We start from the raw sequence: 19,874 nt of genomic DNA on the forward strand, positions 1-19,874 counted from the left end.
CCCCACTCCGCCCGTCCGGCCCCTGGGTTACGAGATCGCGGTCGTCCCGTGTCCAATGGCTCGCACTCCCCACGTCACGAGCCTGTCGCGGCGTCCACGGAAGCCACGCGACCCCGGTCTCAGAAGGTGAAGAGGCTGCTCCCGGCAGCGTTCTTCACGCATTCGTTGGCGAAGGTGCGCTCATAGGAGAGGCGCTTGCCCTGCCACACGCCGTCGACGGTGACGACGACGGGGTCGTACTGCTTGGTGCACATGGCGCTGCCCGGGCCCGCCAGGGCGTCGATGTCGCCTCCGGCGGCGCGCAGTTCCGCGCAGGCCAGGGCCGCCGCCGGATGGGTGCCGGAGGGCCCGGGGGCGCAGCTCAGGGTCACGGCCCTGGCGGCGCCCACGGTGGCGGCGCTCTCGCCGTGGCCCAGGGTGAGTACCAGGGCGGACGGGGCGTAGAGCGAGGCCGGTGCTGCGGCCGGGGCGGCGAGCGCGGCCCCGGTGAGGGGTGCGCAGACGGTGGCGGCCGTGAGGCCGAGGGTCGCTGCCCAGCGCGCGGTGTTCCGCATTGTGTGCATCCTTCCGCTCGATTCGGGGGTGTGCCGCAGCCGGCGCGATCGGTGCCGGAGCGGCGAGCGCGAGTCTGCCGAGTCCGCAGCCGAAACTCACATCGACCCCACAGGTTTCAGTAACCTTGCGTATTGAATCAGTGGCGTGAAGTCACGGGCTTCGAACGTTCCAACGCCGGAAGCAAGCGCTTCATGATCCCCCCTCTCGGCCGGATGGCCGGTTCCCACCGGTTCGTTAATCGGCCTGAAACATTCCGCTCCTACCCTCTTTTCGCCTTCGGCGGACTCCTTCGCGATCCCTTGTGTTCATGGACCAGCGGAGTAATGGTCATTACATGATTACTTCGGAGCAGCGAGAGAAGCTGAGGGGCTGGTTCGCGGGGCGGCTGCCCGACGACCTGTTCGAGGAACTCGTCGAGGTGGCCGTGGACCGCGAGGAGATCACGGTGATCGGCCGCGTCCCCGCGCCCCGGCTGGCCGGGGACGCCTCCGCCGCCGAACGCGAGGCGGCCGTGTCCGCCCGGATCCAGGAGTTCCGGGAGCGCACCCGGGAGGCCCGGATGGCGGTGGCCCGGGACGCCGAGCACCGGTTCCGCCGGAAGGTCTCCTGGGGCGTGGTCTGCGACGGGGAGCGCGCCCTGTTCACGCATGTGGCGGCGCCGGTCATGACCCGGCTGCGGCAGCCCGAGCGCCAGGTCCTGGACACCCTGATCGCCGGCGGGGTGGCCCGCAGCCGCAGCGACGCGCTCGCCTGGTGCGTCCGGCTGGTGCAGCGGCACACCGACGACTGGCTCGCCGAGCTGCGGGAGTCCCTGGAGCACGTCCAGCGGGTGCGGGCCCAGGGACCGGACGCGGAGGAGGCGGCGGACGCGGGGGACGCCGAGGACGCGCACGACTCCCCCGACGCGTAGCACCCCCCGTCCCCGCGCCCCCGCCGATCGCGGCTCCGGGTACGGGAGTTGGCGAGGGGCCGTTGTCAGACCCCTCCGCTACGTTGCGGGCATGACCGATTTCGTTTTGGTGGCGGGTGCGTGGCTGGGTGCGTGGGCGTGGGACGAGGTGGCGGCCGAACTGCGCGCCGCCGGCGACGATGCCCACCCGCTCACGCTGACGGGACTCGCCGAGAAGCAAGGTGTCCCGGCGGGACAGCAGAGGCACGTCCAGGACATCGTCGACGAGGTCGAGCGGCTGGACCTGCGGGACGTGGTCCTGGTCGGGCACAGCTGCTCCGGTGTCCCGGTCGGGCAGGCGGCGGAGCGGATCGGTGAGCGGCTGAGGCGGGTGGTGTACGTCGACGCGAGCGTCCCCTTCGACGGGGAGTCCTTCCTGTCGGGCTGGCCCAGCGATCACGTCCGGGCCTCGATCGACGCCCACGGCGGCTTCTGGCCGCCGCTCGACGGGGACGGCGCGGAGGGCCAGGAGCTGACCGCCGAGCAGATCGCCCGCATCCGGTCCGAGGGCACCGCGCACCCCGGCGCCACGCTCACCGAACCCGCCGCGCTGAAGGGCTCGCCCGGCGACCTGCCCTCGACGTACGTCAAGTGCCTGCTCGACGGGGACGCACCGCCGCCCGCCGTGGCCGAACTGCTGAAGGGCGACCGGTGGGAGCTGGTCGAACTGGACACCGGCCACTGGCCGATGTTCTCGCGGCCGGGCGAACTGGCCCGGATCCTCAGGGAGTCGGCCGCGATCCGCTGACCTGCGTACCGGCCGGTATCGTCACCGTGCACGCGGGCTCGACGACGAGAGGCGGAACGTACGGATGGCGAAGCACTGGGCGGACTTCCAGTACGAGATCTACCTGAACGGCATGACCGGCACGGTCCCCCGGCTGCCCACCGATCTGACCCGGCTGGAGACGCTGACCGAGCAGCGGCTCGGGCCGGGTCCGGTCGGCTATGTGGCGGGCAGCGCGGGTGACGGCAGCACGGCGCGGGCGAACCGTGCGGCCCTGGAGCGCCGCCGGATCGTGCCGCGCATGCTGCGGGACGTGCACGAGCGGGATCTGTCGGTGGAGGTGCTCGGCCGAGCCCTGCCCGCGCCGCTGGCCCTGGCGCCGGTCGGGGTGCTGTCGATCATGCATCCGCAGGCCGAGTCCGCGGCGGCCCGGGCGGCGGCCGCACAGGGGGTGCCGTACATCCTGTCCTCCGCGTCCAGTACGCCGATCGAGCAGGTGGCCGAGGCGATGGGGGACGCCGAGCGCTGGTTCCAGCTGTACTGGTCCAAGGACCGGGAGGTGACCCGGAGTTTCCTGGACCGGGCGAGGGCGAGCGGCTTCACGGTGCTCGTCGTCACCCTCGACACCCCGCTCCTGGCCTGGCGCCCGCGCGACCTCGACCAGGCGTATCTGCCGTTCCTGCACGGCGTGGGCACGGCCAACTACTTCTCGGACCCGGCCTTCCTGGCGGGCCTGGCCAAGCCCGTGCACGAGGATCTGAACGCGGCCGTGCTGCACTTCATCAGCCTGTTCGCGGACCCCGGCAAGACCTGGCCGGACCTGGCGTTCCTGCGCGAGAACTGGGACGGCCCGATCGTCCTCAAGGGCGTCCTGCACCCGGACGACGCCCGGCTCGCCGCCGAGGCGGGGATGGACGGCGTGGTGGTCTCCAACCACGGCGGCCGGCAGGTGGCCGGTTCCGTCGCCGCCGCCGACGCCCTGCCCCGGGTCGCGCGGGCGGTCGGCGACCGTCTCACCGTCCTGTTCGACAGCGGTGTGCGCACCGGTGACGACGTCTTCAAGGCCCTCGCCCTGGGCGCCGAGGCGGTCCTCCTGGGCCGCCCGTACGTCTACGGCCTCGGCCTGGACGGGCAGCCCGGCGTCGAACACGTCATCCGCTGCCTGCTGGCCGAACTCGACCTCACCCTGGCCCTGTCCGGCCACGCCACTCCGGCGACCGTCGGCCCCGACGACCTGGCCGGGGAAGCGCAGTGACGGACACCGCGGGACGGGGCGGGCTTCAGGCGGTGCCCTCCGACAGGTCGACCGGCTGGGCCGGCGCGGGTGCGTCCGTGCCGGTGACGGCCAGGGAACCGGGGGTGGCGGAGGCCGTGTCGGGCAGCCAGCGCTGGGCGGCGGAGCGGTCACGGACCTTCACCACGACGTCGGCGCCCGGCTCCGTGCCCGCGGAGGCCATGGCGAGGGCGTCGTCCCAGCCGGGCAGCAGTTCGCCCTGGGCGGTGAAGTCGTAGCGGACGTCGTCGGCGCGGGCCTCCCCCGCGTCCACGCAGTCGCCGAGGATGACCACGCCGGCGTCGGCGTGGGAGTCCACGCACAGACCGGGCTGGGCGGCGCTGCGCAGCTGGCCGTCCTCGGCGTACGACCACTGCTGGGTGACGTCGGTGCCGCAGTCGGCGAGTTCGAGGGCCGCGCCGGCCTTCGCCTCGTCCCGGATGTCGAGGCAGAGGTCTGCCTCCGCGTTGCGCAGCCTGGTCCGCTGGGGTGCGGTGGGGAGGTGGACGGTGTCGGGGGCCGTCGGGGAGGCGCCGGCGCTCGGCGCGTCGGAGCCGGGGACGACGCCGCTGGTGGAGGCGGCCGGGTCGGCACCGCCGTCGTCCACCCACATCCCGGCGGCGAGAAAGGTGGTCAGCAGACCGGCGGAGGCGAGGCCCACACCGGTGAACAGGGCGCGCGGGGACCGCGCTTCCCCGGAGGCCCGACGGCGCGGCGAGGGGATGCGGGAGAGCAGCCTGCCGCCGCGCGGACGTCCGCCCCGGTGCCGGGCGGAGCCCCTGATCCGTGCGGTCTGCTGCTTGGCCCGGCCGGGGCGCGAGTCGTGGTAGCGGCGGGCACCCCAGCCCAGCACCGCCTCGGCGAGCAGGATGCCGAGCCCGCCCTCGAAGTGTCCGAGCTGCTCGGCGGCGGCACGGCAGTAGCGGCACTCGTCCAGGTGCTTGCGCACGTCCGGCAGCAGCTCGCCGCCCCGGCGGATGGGCACGTCGAGAAGACGGTTGTGGAAGCGGCACTCCTTGCTCGGGGCGAGGTCCCGGTGCGCGCGGACCAGGCCCTCGCGGAGCTTGTCCCGGGCCTGTTCGTGGACGCCGGCGACGGTGTCGGTGTCCATGCCGAGCAGCCCGGCGGTCTCGGTGATCGACTCGGCCTCGACCTCCACGTGCCACAGCACGCAGCGGGCGACGGCGGGCAGGCTCTGGAAGGAGCGCTCGGCCAGCACCCGGTTCTCCGGGATCAGGGACTTCGCGGCCCGCATCCCCCGGGCCCCGGCGGGCTTCTTCAGCACCGGCAGGACCCCGGATATGTTCTCGTCGGCGGCCCACAGCCGGGCCATGTCCCGTACGGTCACCAGCAGTCGGGGGCGCAGCGCCGTGCCCGGCTCGCCCAGCTTCAGCCGGTCGAAGACCTGGTGCACGGCGGCCGCGGTGAGCATGTTCGCGACGCTCGAGGAGGAAGCGAGGCAGATCACCGCGTACTCGTGCACCGGCCGCCAGTGCCGGGCGATCAACAGCGCGGTGGACTCGGCGACTTCGTTGTCCGTGCCTCCGCGAATCCCGGCGGCGAGGGACTCGTCGGATTCCCCGGGGCCACCTCCGGGCGGTGGGTAGGGGGGACGAGGAGGCTGGGGGGTGGGCACTGAGTGGTTCCTTTGGTACGTACCTGGTTCGGCGCGACGGGGAGCGCGTGTTCGCCTCCGCGGCGCACACAGGGACCCGGCCGTCACCCCCCGCTCGGAGGGTTCACCTTTGCACAAGTGAGTCGCGCGCAACAAGGCGCGCGGACAAGCTGCCCCTTGTTGAAAGAAAGTCGACAACACGGCAGGCCGAATGCCCCACGGCATTCCTTTGGTCCGTTTCCTGCGCCCCGTGTGAAACACGCGCACGTGTACGGGGGTCGCGCACCTTCCCGGCGGGTGTCGGCGCGTAGTGGACTGGAACCGGCCACTTCCTCGGAGGCCCCGCGCAGGACGGCGGCTCTCCTGCGCGCCACGGCCGCCGGCCTTGTTCCTCCCGCCCTCGGCCGGCGGCCCACGAACTCCCGATACGGCTATATCTGCCAGGACCGCAGCCGGTCCGCCGCGCCGTAGACGTCGGTCTTGCCGTCGATCAGGTCCCGGGCCAGGTCGACGAGCGCGCCGTAGGGCGGGTCGATTCCGACGCCGCTGACGAACATGTACGCCACCGCCGTCGCACAGGCGAAACGGGCGTTGGCCGAGGGCAGGGGCTTGAGCAGGGCGAGGGTGTGCAGCAGGGCGGCGGCCCGCCAGGCCGGGTCGGAGTCGACGCCGAGCCGGGGCGGGTCGACCCGGTGCCGGGCGACGGCCGCGACCAGCGCGGAGAAGTCGTTGACGGTGGGCTGGTCCGGCAGGACCTCTTCGTGGCGCTGGAGCAGCCAGGGCACGTCGATGTGGATGACGGGTGTCATCGGTCAGGCGACCCGCCCCTCGCCCTTGGCGGACGGTTCGTCGTCGGGGAAGGCGGCGGCGAACTCGTCGGCATGGGAGGCGAAGAAGGTCCGGAAGGCCTCCGCGCCCTCCTGCAGCGCCCGGTGCCGCGCTATGTCGGCGGCGGCCGCCTCCCGCACGAGTGCCTTCATCGACGTACCGCGCTCCTTGGCGATCTGCCGCAGGTCCTCCAGCTCGCGATCGCTGAACTCCACATTGAGGGCTGGCATGCCCTCACGGTACCGCCCGGGTACTGACTCGTAAATATCCCCAGGTCAAGCGAGTGTCCGGGCGGTACCGAACGGGTGACTACCCCTGGTCCGCCACGAAGGAGGCCAGCCGGGTCAGCGCGGCGTTCCAGTTGATCGCGGTCTCGTTCGTGGACCAGGACTGGATGTCGTCGATGTAGCAGAACTGGCCGACGCACCCCTGGAGCTTGGTCTGTGCGTAGGGGTCCTGGATGGCGGAGTTCGGGCCGCCCGCGAGGGTGCCCCGCGGCGGGTCCGGCAGATTCGGGTCGAGCTGGTGGGCGTACCAGCGGCTGTGCTGGTGGTGGGAGGCGACCTCGCCGTAACCGGTGACGTACGAGACGTTGAGCGCGTTGCGGCCGAGCACGTAGTCCATGCTCTGGACGGCCGCGTCCCGGTACTTCGAGGCACCGGTGAGGTCGTAGGCGGTGGCGATGACGACCGCGTTGTTGAGGACCTGGTGGCTGGAGCCCCAGTCGTAGCGGTTGCCGTCGGGGGCGTAGGGCATCCCGTACGGCTGGGACGCGAGGGTGGCCAGGTAGGTGTCGGCGCCCTTCACCACCGACGCGCGTACCTTGTCGCGGCCGGGCAGCCTGCTGGGGACGAGCGCGAGGTCGAGCCGGCCCGCGGCGGCCGTGCGGGACCAGTCGAAGCCGGTGGGGACGAAGACGTCGGCGGTGTGGACCGGAGAGTGGAGCACGTGGTCGGCGAACTCCTTCTCGCCCGTGGTGAGATACAGCTCGGCCGCCGCCCAGTAGAACTCGTCGGTCGCGTTGTCGTCGTTGTAGGCGCCGCCGCCGGTGCCGTCCGCGGGGTCCGCGTACACCTCGGGGTGCGCGAGCGCCGCCGCCCAGGCCTTGCGGGCGGCCTTCAGGGCCGTCGCCGCGAACGCCTTGTCGTAGGGCCGGTAGAGGCGGGCCGCCTGGGCCGCCGTGGCGGCCAGGTTGAGGGTGGCGGTGGTGGTGGGCGGGTGCAGTTCGCGCTTCTGCGGGTCGTCGCTCGGGAGCAGCGGCAGTCCGGTCCACTGCTCGTCGTGGATCTTGTGGTGGGCCATGCCGGCGAGGGGCTGTCCGTCCGGCACCTGCATCCTCAGCAGGAAGTCCAGCTCCCAGCGGGCCTCGTCGAGGACGTCCGGCACGCCGTTGCCGCTCTCGGGGAGGGCGAGGGTGCCGTCGCCGAGCTTCGAGGGCCGGCCGGTGCGGGCGTGGAGGGAGCGTTCATAGGTGCTGAGCATCTCCCAGGTGGCTATGCCGCCGTTGACGACGTACTTGCCGTGGTCACCGGCGTCGTACCAGCCGCCGCTGACGTCGAGACGGTAGTCGCAGACACCCGGCTGGCAGGGGACGTCCGTGTCGCCCTGGTTGGGCGCGACGCCCACGTGCCCGGCGGCCCTGCCGTAGCCGGGGCGCAGGTCGTCCCGGATCGCGATGCCGCTGCGCTGCGTGTAGTAGTACTTCACCGCGTCCAGCCGCAGCTGCTCGTAGGCGGCCGTGCCTATGTCGAACGGGCGGCTGGTCTCGCCGTCGGCGACCAGCGTGAAGCCGGTGCCGCGGGTGCGGTAGCGGCCGAAGTCGAGGGAGTGGACGTGCTGGCCGGAGGAGGCGTCGAGGCCGCGCGGCACGGTCCAGCCGTGGGCGACGGTCGCCCCGGCGGCGTTCTTCAGCTGCCAGGGCAGCTTCGAGGTCGCGTCGGTGACGAGCGTGGCGTTCTTCGGTCCGGTGGGCAGGTAGGCGACCTGGTTGACGCGCACGCGGGGCCCGGTGTCCGGCTGGTACACCTCCGGGGGCACCCCGCCCAGCAGTGACACGTCGTCCAGGCAGAACCGCCACGGCTGCGCGCTGCCCCCGACCTGGAAGGCGACCTGGGCCTGGGTGGAGTCGACCGGCGAGGTGAAGGTGTAGGAGTAGGCGTCACCCGACTCGGTGAGCACCGGGGTGGCCTCGTACCAGGTGTCGTACGGCGAGACTCCGAGCCCCACGATCGCCCGCACCCCATGCCCGTCGGGCACCCCGGAGGCGGAGAAGGAGAACCGGTACGAGGACCCCTTGACCAGGGTGACCGCGTTCTGGCCGATCGCGGAGTCCCAGCGGTTGGCGGTGCCGCCCGGCACGTCCGCGCACAGCCGTCCGTCGGACAGGCCGGCGGTGACGTTGCTGGTCCACCAGGGGTCGGCGGTGGTGTCGAAGCTGCCGTTCCTGACCTGCTCGACCTCCTCGGCCCCGGCCTGCGGGGCGGGCAGCGCGGTGAGCGCCGCGCCCAGCAGGGCCGCGAGGGACAGCAGGGCGGTTCTGCGTCGTTTCACGTCCAGGCTCCTCGGGGAGTTGCGGGACGCTCGCCGTCGGCGCACATGGGAGCGCTCCCAGGGAGGGGTCGCAGGACATGCTTGTGCCACGGATGACACCCCGTCAACACCCCGTCGGGGTCCGGACGGGACGGCCTCCCGTTCCGGACCCCCGCCCGGCTACGCCTCCAGCCCGCTGATCCGCACCGCCCCCCGGACCTCGCCCGGCGCGCCGCTGGTCAGTGTCAGCCGCAGCCGGGAACCGCGCACCGCGTCGAAGGTGACGACGGTCGGCGCGTCCGAGTCGCCGGCCCAGTCGACGGCGGCCCCGGTGACCGGCGCGTACCGCCGCCCGTCCCACACCGCCACCTCGACCGAGGCGGGCAGACTGTGGGTGGCGTCGACGGTGAAGGAGACCGCAACCCGGTCGAAGTCGCGGGTCCGCCCCCAGTCGACCGAGATCCAGTCCTCGGGCCGGGCCCCGCCGAAGGCGGGCAGCAGGGCCGTGGCCGCCTTCGTGAAGGCGTTGGACCAGCCGGTGGCCGGATCGCCGTCCAGCACGGCGGCGGGCAGGGTGTCGGCCCGTCCGGAGTAACTGGCGTCCGCACTCGGGTAGTTCGGAGGAGCCGGATGGTCGGGGGCGAACACGGCGGCAGGCGTGACGATCGCAGGGCGGGCGCGGACGGCGCGCACGGTCGTGCCGCCCCGGCGCAAGCCCTCCGCACTCGCGGTCACCTTCACGGCGCCCGGTTCGGTCCCGGCGCGCACGACGGCGAGCGCCTTGCCGTGGAAGGCGGTCCGGGTGCTCGCCTGGTACCGCTCGGCGCTCTCCTGCCGCCCGTTGTCGAGCCCGGCCAGGGAACCTCCGCTCACCGCGAAGGAGATGAGGTGTTCGGCGTCCGGTACGACGACTCCGCGCGCGTCGACCACGTCGGCGGTGACGAAGACCAGCGAACGCCCGTCCGCGGGAAGAGAGCTGCGGTCCGCGGTGAGGCGTACGGCGTGCGGGGCCCCGGCGGTGCGCAGGACGTCGGTGGCGACCGTCTTGCCGTCGCTGCGGGCCACCGCCTTCAGCACCCCCGGCTCGTAGGCCACCTTCCACGTCAGGTGCAGCTTGCCGGCGCTGCCGTTGGGGCTGGTGTAACTGCCCGGGTAGGGACCGGTGGTGAAGGTCCTGTCGTCGCCGGTGGCCTCGGTGGTCTCCAGGTAGGTGCGGCCGTCGACGGTCGTCTTGGTGTCGAACTTCCGTGTGCCCAGGGACTTTCCGTTGAGGTACAGCTCGACGGTGTCGACGTTGGAGTACGCCCAGACCTCGACCGTGTCGCCCTCCTCGTGGTTCCAGGTCATCGGCAGCAGATGGACCATGGGCTCGTCGGTCCACTGGCTGCGGAAGAGGTGGTACATGTCCTTCGGGAACCCGGCCGTGTCGACCGCGCCGAAGAAGGACGCCTTCACGGGGAAGACGTCGTACGGAGTCGGCTCGCCGATGTAGTCGATGCCGGACCACAGGAACTGCCCGGCGAACCACTTGCGGTCCCGGTCCTTCTTGTGGCCGTACTCGCCGCTCATCGTCCAGGAGGCGAGGTTGTTGTCGTAGGAGGAGGTCGCCCGCCTGCCGGGGGTGTGGTTCTCCCCGGTGTTGAGGTGGTCGGGCTCCTGGTACGTCCCGCGTGTGGAGGTCTCCGAGGACGACTCGGACTCGAAGAGGAAGAGGTGCGGGTAGGCGGCGTGCAGGGCGTCCACCGACTTCGCGGTGTTGTAGTTCAGGCCGAGGCCGTCCAGCCTGGCCAGCATCAGGTCGGCGGCGGAGCCCTTCGCGGGCGGGGTGCGGTACTTGTCGGAGCCGATGACCAGCGGGCGGGTGTCGTCGGCGGCCCGGATCGCGATGATGATCCGGTCGGCCATGGCGAGACCGGCGGTCCGGGTGGAGTCGGGGATCTCGTTGCCGATGGACCACAGGACGACGGCGGGCGAGTTGCGGGCGGCGAGGACCATCTCGGTGGCGTCCCTCTCGCACCATTCGTCGAAGAACCGGCCGTAGTCGTAGCGCGTCTTGCCGGTCCTCCAGCAGTCGAAGGCCTCCACCGTCATCACGATGCCCAGTTCCTCGCAGACCCGGATCATCTCCGGCGAGGGCGGGTTGTGCGAGGTGCGGAAGGCGTTCACGCCCATCGACTTCATGAGGGTCATCCGGCGGCGGATCGCGTCGGTGCTCACGGCCGCGCCGAGGGCGCCCAGGTCGTGGTGGAGGTCGACGCCCCTGATCTTGGAATACCGGCCGTTGAGGAAGAACCCCTCGTCCGGGTCGAAGCGGAAGGTGCGGATGCCGAAGGGGGTGCGGTAGGTGTCGGTGCGTCTGCCGCCGGTCCGCAGCTCGGTCACCAGGGTGTAGCGGCGGGGCGCGGTGAAGTCCCACAACTGCGGTTCAGGGACGGTGAGTTCGTGGGTCTCTGTGGCCCGTTCGGTGACCGCGACGGTGGACGCCGTCCGGGCGACCGTACGGCCGTTCGGGCCGAGGATCCGCGAGACGACCTCCACGTCCGCGCCCGCACCGGACGTGTTCTCGACGGTGGTCGCGACCCGGACGAGGGCGTGTGCGCCGGTGACCTCCGGAGTGGTGACGTACGTGCCCCAGCGGGCCACGTGGACCGGTTCCGTGACCACCAGTCGGGCCTCGCGGTAGATGCCGCTGCCGGAGTACCAGCGGCTGCTGGGGAGACGGTTGCGCACCATGACCGCGAGCACGTTCTCGGTGGTGCCGTCGGTGTGCAGCAGGCCGGTGAGGTCGAGGGCGAAACCGGTGTAGCCGTAGGGGTGACGGCCGATCTCGGTGCCGTTGCAGTGGACGACGCAGTCCATGTAGACACCGTCGAACTCGACGGAGATCCGTTTGCCGGCGTGGTCGGGCGGCAGGGTGAAGGCGAGGCGGTACCAGCCGAGGCCGCCGGGGAAGAACCCGGTGCCGCTGGTGGTGCCGTTCTGTGTGGTGGGGGTCTGTTCGATGCTCCAGTCGTGCGGGACCGCCACCTCGCGCCAGGCGGAGTCGTCGAATCCGGGGGCGGTGGCGTCCGCGTACCGCCCGGCCGGGTCGGTGGTCCCGACCGGGTCGGCCAGCGCGAAGCGCCAGCCGTCGCGCAGGGCGACCGTCTGGCGGCCCGCGGCCCCCGTGACGGCCTGGGAGGCCTCGGCCGGGCCGCCGAGGAGTGCTCCGGCGGCCGGTCCGGCCGCGGAGGCGATCAAGACGGATCTGCGAGTGACTGTCACTGGCGGCTCTCCCTCTGAGGACCCAGAAGTACTCACAACTGATCTCACAACTGATCGTCACCAAACAGAATGTGACGACGATCCCCTCCTGTCCGTCAAGAGGACGGTAGGCCCGACGCCCCACGGGTGACGTACGCGTCCAGCGGGCCGGTTGGGCCGGAATTGCCCCGCGACCTCGGCCGGGACGCATCTGTCCGGCCCTCTCAGGGGGTTCCCGTCCGCAGGTGAGCGGGACGGACTAGGCTGGAACGGATGTGGCGCGCCTGTTCACTGTGAGTGTCCGCGATGGAGTGGCGAGGATGAGCCCGGAGTATCCCTTCGACGAAGCCGCGACGGCCCGGGTGGTCGTCGACGACACCGGCACGGTCGTCGGATGGAACGAGGGCGCCCGGTCCCTGCTGGGCTGGGCCCCGGCCGAGGTCGTGGGGCGGCCCGCCGCCGCGCTCCTCGCCGAGCAGGCCCCACCGGTGCCCACCGGCCCTCGCTGGGACGGAACGCTCGCTCTGCGCCACCGGGACGGCCGGTCCGTACGGGTCTGGCTGCTCGCCCACCGCCGGCCGCCCCGGGACGGCACACCGGCCAGTTGGCTCGTCGTGACCCCGCTGACCGGCGACGGCCCCCTCTCCCCCGACGACCCGCTGGCCACGGCGGCGCTGATGCAGTCGCCGTGTGCGGTCGCGGTCTACGACGAGCGGCTGCGGCTGGCCCGGATGAACGCCGCGATGGCCGAGGTGACCGGGCTGACCGAGGAACGCGCCCGAGGGCTCAGACTCTCCGAGATCGGCGGCCGGCCGCAGAGCGACGAGCTGGAGGGGTACATGGTCCGGGTGCTCGCCAGCGGGCGGGCCGAGGACGTCCAGACCTACACGCGGACCGGCGGCGAGGACCACGCGCACGCCTGGCTGGCGCGGTTCGCGCCGGTCACGGACGCCGAGGGCCGGGTGCGGGGCGTGTGCCTGGCCGCGCACGACTTCACCGACAACTACCTCGCCCGCGAGCGGCTGCAGCTGGTCAACGAGGCGAGTGTGCGGATCGGCAGCACGCTCGACGTGACGCGCACGGCGCAGGAGCTGGCCGAGGTCTGTGTGCCCGCGCTCGCCGACTTCGTCAGCGTCGACCTGCTGGACCCGCAGGAGGGCGGGGACCCCCCGACGCGGTTCACCGCCCCGCTGAGCCTGCGCCGCGCCGCGCACCACTCGGTCCATCCCGGCAACCCGATGGCCGTGGTCAAGCCCGGCGAGGCCCAGACCTATCCGGCGGGATCGCCGCAGGCCGACTCGCTGGTGGCGGGCCGCACCATCGTCGCCTCCGTGGACGACCTCGACGCCTGGCTGTCCTGGGACACCCTGCGCGGTGAGCGGGTGCGCGAGTTCGGCATCCACTCCACGATGTCCGTGCCGGTGCGGGCCCGGGGCGTGACCCTCGGGGTCGCGGTCCTCACCCGGTACCGGCGGCCGGACCCGTTCACCGCGGACGACGTGCTGCTCGCCGAGGAGATCACCGCCCGGGCCGCCGTCTGCGTCGACAACGCCCGCCGTTACTCCCGCGAGCGCGACACGGCCCTCGCCCTGCAGCGCAGCCTGCTCCCGCGCACCCTGCCGGACACCGCCGCCGTCGACGCCGCCTCCCGCTATCTGCCGGCCGCCCGTGCCGGAGTGGGCGGGGACTGGTTCGACGTGATCCCGCTGTCGGGGATGCGGGTCGCCATGGTCGTCGGGGACGTGGTCGGGCAGGGCGTCCAGGCCTCGGCCACCATGGGCCGGCTGCGCACCGCCGTACGCACCCTCGCCGACATCGACCTGGCCCCCGACGAGCTGCTCACCCATCTCGACGACCTCGTCGTACGGCTGTCGGAGGAGGCCGGCGGCGAGGGCAGCCCCGGCGAGGTCGGCGCGAGCTGCCTCTACGCGGTGTACGACCCGGTGTCCCGGCGCTGCACCATGGCCGGAGCCGACCATCCCCCGCCGCTGCTGCTGCGGCCGAACGACGCCCCGCGCGCGGTCGAGCTGCCCCCGGGTCCCCCGCTCGGCGTGGGCGGGCTGCCGTTCGAGTCCACCGAGCTGGAGCTGGCCGAGGGCAGCGTCCTGGCGTTCTACACGGACGGGCTGATCGATTTCCCCGAGCGGGACCCGGACGCCGGTCTGCGGCTGCTGAGCGAGGCCCTCGCCGCGGAATCGGACTCCCTGGACGAGACGTGCGACCGGGTGCTGCACGCCCTGCTGCCGGCCGGTGGCGTCGCCGACGACGTGGCACTGCTGCTGGCGCGCACCCGGGGGCTGCCGGCCTCCCAGGTCGCGACCTGGGACATCCCCGCCGACCCGGCGCTCGTCGCGCCGATCCGCAAGCAGGTCGTCGACCAGCTCGACCGGTGGGAGCTGAGCGAGGCGTCGTTCACGACCGAGCTGGTGGTGAGCGAACTGGTCACCAACGCCATCCGGTACGGCTCCCACCCCATCCGGCTCCGCCTGATCCACGACGCCGCCACCCTGATCTGCGAGGTGTCCGACAGCAGCCACACCGCGCCGCACCTGCGCCGGGCGAAGACCTGGGACGAGGGCGGCCGCGGGCTCCTGCTGGTGGCCCAGCTCACCCAGCGCTGGGGCAGCCGGCACACCGCCGACGGCAAGACGATCTGGGCGGAGCTGGCGCTGTTCGAGGAGGACTGAGGCAGCCCCGGACGTTTGGCGGGTGTTTTACCCGGACGTGTTTTCATGGGGCACAGACCCCGGCCAGCTGGAGCGGCACCCCGACCAGTTCGATGGGCGGGCACCACCCGACCCCGCTCCCGGAGTACCACCCTGAACGCCCCGCTCGCCGAAACGCTGTCCGTCTGCCTGCTGATCGCCTCCCTGGCGTGGGCCGTCCTGCGCCCCGCCGGGCGGTCGGAGGCCGCCGTCGCCGTCCCCGCCGCCGCCGTGGCGGTCGGACTGGGGGCCATCTCGCCGGAGCACGCCCTCGCCGAGGCCGAGCGCCTCGGACCGGTCGTCGGGTTCCTCGCCGCGGTACTGGTCCTGGCGCACCTGTGCGATGTCGAGGGCCTGTTCACGGCGTGCGGGGCGTGGATGGCCCGCCGGGCGGCGGGCCGGCCCGGGCGGCTGCTCACCGCGGTGTTCGCGCTGGCCTCGGTCGTCACGGCCGTGCTCAGCCTGGACGCGACGGTGGTGCTGCTGACGCCTGTGGTCTTCGCCACCGCCGCCCGGATGGGGGTGCGCTCGAAACCGCACGTCTACGCCTGCGCCCATCTGTCGAACACGGCCTCGCTGCTGCTGCCGGTCTCCAACCTCACCAACCTGCTGGCGTTCACGGCGAGCGGGCTGAGCTTCACCCGGTTCGCGGCGCTGATGACGCTGCCGTGGCTGGTCGCGGTGGGTCTGGAGTACGCGGTCTTCCGGCGCTTCTTCGCCGCCGACCTGACCGCCGGCCCCCCCGCCGCCGAGGCCGCTCCCGACGCCGGCCCCGCGCCCGGGGTGCCGATGTTCGCCCTGGTCACGGTGGCGTGCACGCTCGCCGGGTTCGTGCTGGCCTCGGCGCTCGGCGTCGAACCGGCGTGGGCGGCGTTCGCGGGCGCGCTGGTGATGGCGGTACGGGCGCTGGCGCGCCGGCGGGTGACGCCGGTGGCGGTGGTGCGGTCGGCGGCGCCCGGGTTCCTGGCGTTCGTGCTCGCGCTCGGGGTCGTCGTCCGGGCGGTCGTGGACAACGGACTCGCGGGCGCGCTGCGGCACGTCCTGCCGGACGGCTCGGGACTGCTCGCGCTGCTCGGCGTCGCCGCGCTGGCCGCCGTCCTCGCCAACCTGATCAACAACCTGCCGGCGGTCCTGGTCCTGGTCCCGCTGGCCGCCCCGGCCGGGACCGGGGCCGTCCTCGCGGTGCTGCTCGGGGTGAACATCGGCCCGAACCTGACGTACGCCGGCTCGCTGGCGACGCTGCTGTGGCGGCGGGTGGTGCAGGGGCACGAGAAGCACGTGGGGGTCGGGGAGTTCACCCGGCTCGGCCTGCTCACGGTGCCGGCCACGCTGGGCGGCGCGGTCGTGGCGCTGTGGGTGTCCCTCCAGGTGGTGTGACCCGGCGGCCGGTCAGTGGCGCCCGCCGCCCGAGGAGCCGGTTCCCGGCCCGTAGCCGCCGTCCCCGCTGCCGGGGTAGCCGTCGTCCGAGCCGCCGTAGCCGTACCCGGAGCCGCTGGACTGACCGCCCCAGGTGCAGGAGTACCAGGAGTAGTACGAGCAGGAGGCGCCGGACGGGTCCGCGGAGGAACCCGTCGGGGTCGTCGGGGTGCTCGACGGCGCCGGGTCGGCGGCCTGCGTCCTGGCCGCCTCGGGGGTCGGGGCCGGCGCCGGGGTGCCGGACGGACTGCTGTCGGCGCCCCAGTTGACGAACTCCATCTGCGGGTCGGGCTGCGAGGTGTCGATCACCCAGCGCTGGGCAGTGCCGTTGGCGCGGTTCTTCAGGACCAGGGCCCCCGAACCGTCCGTGGCGGCGGGGGCGAGGGCCAGGTTCTGGCCGGAGCGCGGGACGAGCGTGCCCTGGAGGGTGAAGTCGTACCGGACGTTCTCGGCGGTCGCCGCGGAGGAGTCCGTGCACGGGCCCAGCCGCACCGAGTAGCCGAGGTGGGAGTCGAGGCACAGGTCGGGGTCGGCGGTGCTGCGCAGCAGCCCGTCGGTCTCGTACGTCCACTGCTGGCCGGCGGCGGACGAGCAGGTGGCGAGCAGGGTCTCGGCGCCCTTGACGGCCTTGTCGCCGGCGATGCCGATGCACAGCCCGGAGGCGACGTTGTGCAGCCGGCCGCGCAGGGTGCCCTGGGTCGCCTGCTCGGCGTCCACCCGGGACGGGCCGTCGGCGGCGGTGTCCGGGTCGGCGGCCGGGGTCCTCGCCGCCCCGCCCCCGGTGGCCTGGCTGGTGCCGCCGTCGGAACCGAGGGCGGCCCACACCACGAGCGGGAGGACGACCATGCCGCTGACCGTGAGGACGGCGGCGGTGAGGTTGCGCCGGCGGGCGCGGCGGGCCGCCTTCCGGTCGGAGCGGCTGGACGTGGGACGGGGGGCGGCCTCGGGGTGACGGCCGGAGGCGACGGGGGTGCCGGACTCGGGGAGCGGGCCGGGTGCGGTGGGGGTGGCGGCCAGGGGGTGCGCCGCGTCGGCCGCCCCGCCCGACGCGGCGGCGTCCCGGGGCGCGGCCGGTTCGGCCGGCTCGTCGTGGAAGGCCTCGCCGGCGACGGCCGCGCCCCGCGTGCGCTCCGGCGCCGCGGCGCGCTCGCGTCCGTCCGCGGTGGCCCGGCCCTCCAGGTAGGCACCGGCCGCCCAGCCGAGGATGCCCTCGGCCAGGGCGACGCCCAGCAGGCCCTCGAACTGCAGCAGCTGGTCGGCGGTGTGCCCGCAGTGCCGGCACTGGTCCGTGTGGGCGCGCAGATCGGCGTCGACGTCCACGCCGCCGCGCCGGCAGGTGACGTCCAGCAGCCGGTGGTAGCGGTGGCACTCGTCGTCGGTGGCCTGTTCGCGGTGGACCTGGAGAACCTCCTCGCGCAGCCGTTCGCGGGAGCGGCGCAGTTCGATCCGGGCGCCCTCCTCGTCGAGGCCGAGCAGACCGGCCGGGATCGCGAGGGGTTCGGCCTCGGCCTCCGTGTGCCACAGCAGGCAGCGGGCCGACTGGGGCAGCCGCTGGAACGCGCGGGCCAGCATGCGCCGGTTGGCCGGCGGGAGCAGCCGGGCCGCGACGGGGATGCTGTCGTCGTCCTGGACGCGCAGATCGGGGTGGAGCAGGTCGCGGGGGCCGTCGGAGTCCCATTCGGCGGCGATCCGGCGGACGGTGGCCAGCAGGTGGGGACGCCATGCGGCGGTCGGCCCGTCCTGGTGCTGGCTCGCGCCGAACAGCCGGGTGAAGGCCGCCGTGGTGAGCATGCCGGCCGCGCGTTCGCCGTCGGTGCACAGCCGTGCGTAGGCGAAGACCGCCTCCCAGTGCCGGTCCAGCAGCTCGCCGACGGGATGGAGCGCGGGCGCCTCCCCCGTCCACTGCGTCAGTTCGGCGCTCAGCTGTTCGTCGGTCGCGTCGAGGCGGCGAGCCGAAGGGGAATTCGACAGGCCTGCGTCATTCACGGCTGCATTCCTCCTGGAGGCACGTCCCCGGGGAGACGGACATGCGGCAATAGGCAGGGTTCGGCACCTGTGCGAGGTCAGCGGGGAGCGGCTCTTGTGAAGCATGGGGGGTGCTACGGAACACAGGGGCCTCGTGCGCGCAGAGGGGAAAACGTTGTCCGCGCGCCGACACGGCACACCTTTGCACAGCCGGACCAGGAGGAACAAGAGATGCCGCGGTTTCGTGCAGGGTGCGGGGAGGAAAAGGATTTGACGTTTCGTCAATACCATCCGCCTTTCGCGGCGGTCACGGTATTGGTGTCCCTTTCGGGAGGGTAATTGCGGCGCGCATTCCGTCCCGGTACGCGCCCGGAGGTCTCCCGTACCGGGCGCGGAAGACGCGTGTGAAGTGGAAGGGGCTGACGAAACCGGAGGCGGCCGCGACGCGTTCCACGGACAGGTCGGTGCCTTCCAGCAGTCGGGCGGCGTGCCGCAGCCGCGCCTCGCGCAGCGCCCGCATCGGGGACTGGCCGGTCCGCTCGGTGAAGAGGTGGGCGAAGCGCGAGGGGGACAGCGCCACCTGTGCGGCGAGGGAGCCGACCGTGTGCGGGGCGCCGGGGTCGGCGGCCATGACGGCCTGGGCGCGCCGGACGCGGTCGTCGAGACCCGGCGGCGGCACGGGCGGGCGCGCGGCGGCGGTGCTGACCAGGACGGCCTCCTCCAGTGCGCACAGGGCGAGTTCGCGGGCGGCGGTGCCGTGCGCCAGGACGGGGGCGGAGGGGTCCGGCGGCGCCTCTCGGGGCCACCGGGCGTCGGCGTACATGCGCCGGAACGCCGCCCCGACCCGTTCGTGCAGGGCTTCGGGGACGGGGGTGACCGCGTACAGGCCGTCGTCGGTGCCGTAGGGGCGCAGCCAGGGGGTCCAGGACGGGCGGGCCTGGCAGTGGACCCACCAGAACCGCCAGTGTGCGGCGCCGGGTTCGACCCCGTAGGTGTGCCTGACGCCCGGCGCGAGGGCGACCAGATCGCCGGCGCCGGCCCGGACCTCGCCGCCGCCCTGCCGCAGGCGTCCCTGTCCGCCCGTCGTCCAGGTGAACAGCCAACTGTCCGAGCCAAGAGGACGGTTGACGCGGTAACCGGCTCCCTCGTCGAAGTGCCCGACCACCACCAGGCCGGGCGGCGGGGACGGGTCCCCGGAGCCGGCAGGAACGGGCAGGTCGTCAGCACGCATGGGCATCCTCCGGTGGGCCGCGTCCGCCTCACCATGGGCGAATCGGCGAAGGAGGACTTGGATGCTTCGACAGTACGAGGAGGACGGCTTCACCGTCGTCCGAGGGCTGTTCGGGTACGACGAAGTGGACCGGCTGTGTGCGGAGTTCGCGGCGCTGCAGGCGACGGGCCGGCCGGTGCCGGGGCACTTCCTGCCGCGGCCCGGTGACGATCCGCTGGACCGGTTCCCGAGGGTGATGCACCCGCACGAGATCAACGCGCTCGCCCGGCGGACGCTGCTGGACACGCGACTGCGCGAGGTGCTGGAGGAGTTGCTGGGCGAGGAGGTGCTGGCCGCGCAGAGCATGTTCTACTTCAAGCCGCCGGGGGCCCGGGGGCAGGCGCTGCACCAGGACAACTTCTATCTGCGGGTCGAGCCGGGCACGTGTGTGGCGGCATGGCTGGCGTGCGACGTGATCGACCGGGAGAACGGGGGGCTCGAAGTCGTCCCCGGTACGCACCGGACGGGGTTGTTCTGCCCGGAGGAGGCGGACGCGGAGCTGTCCTTCGCGCGGGAGTACGTGCCGCCGCCGGCCGGACTCGCCCCCGTCCCGGTCGACATGGAGCCGGGGGACGTCCTGTTCTTCAACGGGAGCCTGGTGCACGGGTCGCAGCCGAACCGGTCTTCCGACCGGTTCCGGCGGTCGTTCATCGGGCACTACGTGGGGCGGTCCGCGGAGCGGATCGGCGGGTACTACCGGACCCTGTCCATGAGCGGGGCGCGGGTCTCGTTGCCGGAGAGCGAGGGTGCGGGGCCGTGCGGCACGGAGTTCGTCCCGCCGGCGGGTCCGCACTGACCG

General features: G+C 73.2%; 14 protein-coding genes. 6 read left to right on the plus strand and 8 right to left on the minus strand.

The window, feature by feature from the left end; all coding sequences use genetic code 11:
• Positions 1 to 119 precede the first annotated feature (119 nt).
• A complete protein-coding gene (locus ACFY30_RS36670) occupies positions 120 to 554 on the minus strand; it encodes a protease inhibitor (protein ID WP_390849477.1) in 435 nt (144 codons plus the stop codon).
• A 335-nt stretch (positions 555 to 889) separates the two neighbouring features.
• Here ACFY30_RS36670 and ACFY30_RS36675 point away from each other — a divergent pair, with 335 nt between their 5' ends.
• From ACFY30_RS36675 to ACFY30_RS36685, 3 genes are all read left to right on the plus strand, one after another.
• Positions 890 to 1,465, plus strand: a complete 576-nt coding sequence (locus ACFY30_RS36675; RefSeq protein ID WP_390849478.1) for a hypothetical protein — start codon at positions 890 to 892, stop codon at positions 1,463 to 1,465.
• 91 nt (positions 1,466 to 1,556) lie between these two features.
• Positions 1,557 to 2,252, plus strand: a complete 696-nt coding sequence (locus tag ACFY30_RS36680) for an alpha/beta fold hydrolase (protein ID WP_390849479.1) — start codon at positions 1,557 to 1,559, stop codon at positions 2,250 to 2,252.
• A gap of 64 nt (positions 2,253 to 2,316) precedes the next feature.
• Complete coding sequence (locus ACFY30_RS36685; protein WP_390849480.1) at positions 2,317 to 3,486, plus strand: lactate 2-monooxygenase; 1,170 nt, start codon at positions 2,317 to 2,319, stop codon at positions 3,484 to 3,486.
• 25 nt (positions 3,487 to 3,511) lie between these two features.
• Here the strand turns inward: ACFY30_RS36685 and ACFY30_RS36690 are convergent, their stop codons facing one another.
• From ACFY30_RS36690 to ACFY30_RS36710, 5 genes are all read right to left on the minus strand, one after another.
• Positions 3,512 to 5,140, minus strand: coding sequence for a ricin-type beta-trefoil lectin domain protein (locus ACFY30_RS36690; RefSeq protein WP_390849481.1), 1,629 nt, complete (start codon positions 5,138 to 5,140; stop codon positions 3,512 to 3,514).
• Between the two features lie 410 nt (positions 5,141 to 5,550).
• The gene (locus ACFY30_RS36695) at positions 5,551 to 5,928 is read right to left on the minus strand and encodes a hypothetical protein (protein ID WP_055631619.1); all 378 of its coding nucleotides are present in this window, start codon (positions 5,926 to 5,928) and stop codon (positions 5,551 to 5,553) included.
• Positions 5,929 to 5,931: 3 nt separating this feature from the next.
• Complete coding sequence (locus tag ACFY30_RS36700) at positions 5,932 to 6,177, minus strand: hypothetical protein (RefSeq protein ID WP_390656572.1); 246 nt, start codon at positions 6,175 to 6,177, stop codon at positions 5,932 to 5,934.
• A 79-nt stretch (positions 6,178 to 6,256) separates the two neighbouring features.
• The gene (locus ACFY30_RS36705) at positions 6,257 to 8,497 is read right to left on the minus strand and encodes a glycoside hydrolase family 9 protein (RefSeq protein ID WP_390849482.1); all 2,241 of its coding nucleotides are present in this window, start codon (positions 8,495 to 8,497) and stop codon (positions 6,257 to 6,259) included.
• A gap of 159 nt (positions 8,498 to 8,656) precedes the next feature.
• Positions 8,657 to 11,740: a glycoside hydrolase family 2 TIM barrel-domain containing protein gene (locus ACFY30_RS36710; protein ID WP_390849483.1), complete on the minus strand. Its 3,084-nt coding sequence runs from the start codon at positions 11,738 to 11,740 to the stop codon at positions 8,657 to 8,659.
• A 299-nt stretch (positions 11,741 to 12,039) separates the two neighbouring features.
• Here ACFY30_RS36710 and ACFY30_RS36715 point away from each other — a divergent pair, with 299 nt between their 5' ends.
• Positions 12,040 to 14,406 carry a SpoIIE family protein phosphatase gene (locus ACFY30_RS36715; protein ID WP_390849484.1) on the plus strand — a complete coding sequence of 789 codons (2,367 nt, stop codon included), beginning with the start codon at positions 12,040 to 12,042 and terminating at the stop codon, positions 14,404 to 14,406.
• A 45-nt stretch (positions 14,407 to 14,451) separates the two neighbouring features.
• The gene (locus tag ACFY30_RS36720) at positions 14,452 to 15,801 is read left to right on the plus strand and encodes an SLC13 family permease (RefSeq protein WP_390849485.1); all 1,350 of its coding nucleotides are present in this window, start codon (positions 14,452 to 14,454) and stop codon (positions 15,799 to 15,801) included.
• A 12-nt stretch (positions 15,802 to 15,813) separates the two neighbouring features.
• Here the strand turns inward: ACFY30_RS36720 and ACFY30_RS36725 are convergent, their stop codons facing one another.
• Together ACFY30_RS36725 and ACFY30_RS36730 are read right to left on the minus strand one after the other, a co-directional pair.
• A complete protein-coding gene (locus ACFY30_RS36725) occupies positions 15,814 to 17,826 on the minus strand; it encodes a ricin-type beta-trefoil lectin domain protein (RefSeq protein WP_390849486.1) in 2,013 nt (670 codons plus the stop codon).
• A 286-nt stretch (positions 17,827 to 18,112) separates the two neighbouring features.
• Entirely contained in the window at positions 18,113 to 19,036 is a 924-nt protein-coding gene (locus ACFY30_RS36730) for a helix-turn-helix domain-containing protein (protein WP_390849487.1), read from the minus strand.
• A 61-nt stretch (positions 19,037 to 19,097) separates the two neighbouring features.
• On the opposite strand from ACFY30_RS36730, the gene ACFY30_RS36735 reads away from it, so the two are divergent.
• Complete coding sequence (locus ACFY30_RS36735; protein ID WP_390849488.1) at positions 19,098 to 19,871, plus strand: phytanoyl-CoA dioxygenase family protein; 774 nt, start codon at positions 19,098 to 19,100, stop codon at positions 19,869 to 19,871.
• Positions 19,872 to 19,874: the final 3 nt, after the last annotated feature.

The sequence above is a fragment of the Streptomyces sp. NPDC000345 genome (assembly GCF_042898825.1).
Lineage (GTDB): Bacteria > Actinomycetota > Actinomycetes > Streptomycetales > Streptomycetaceae > Streptomyces.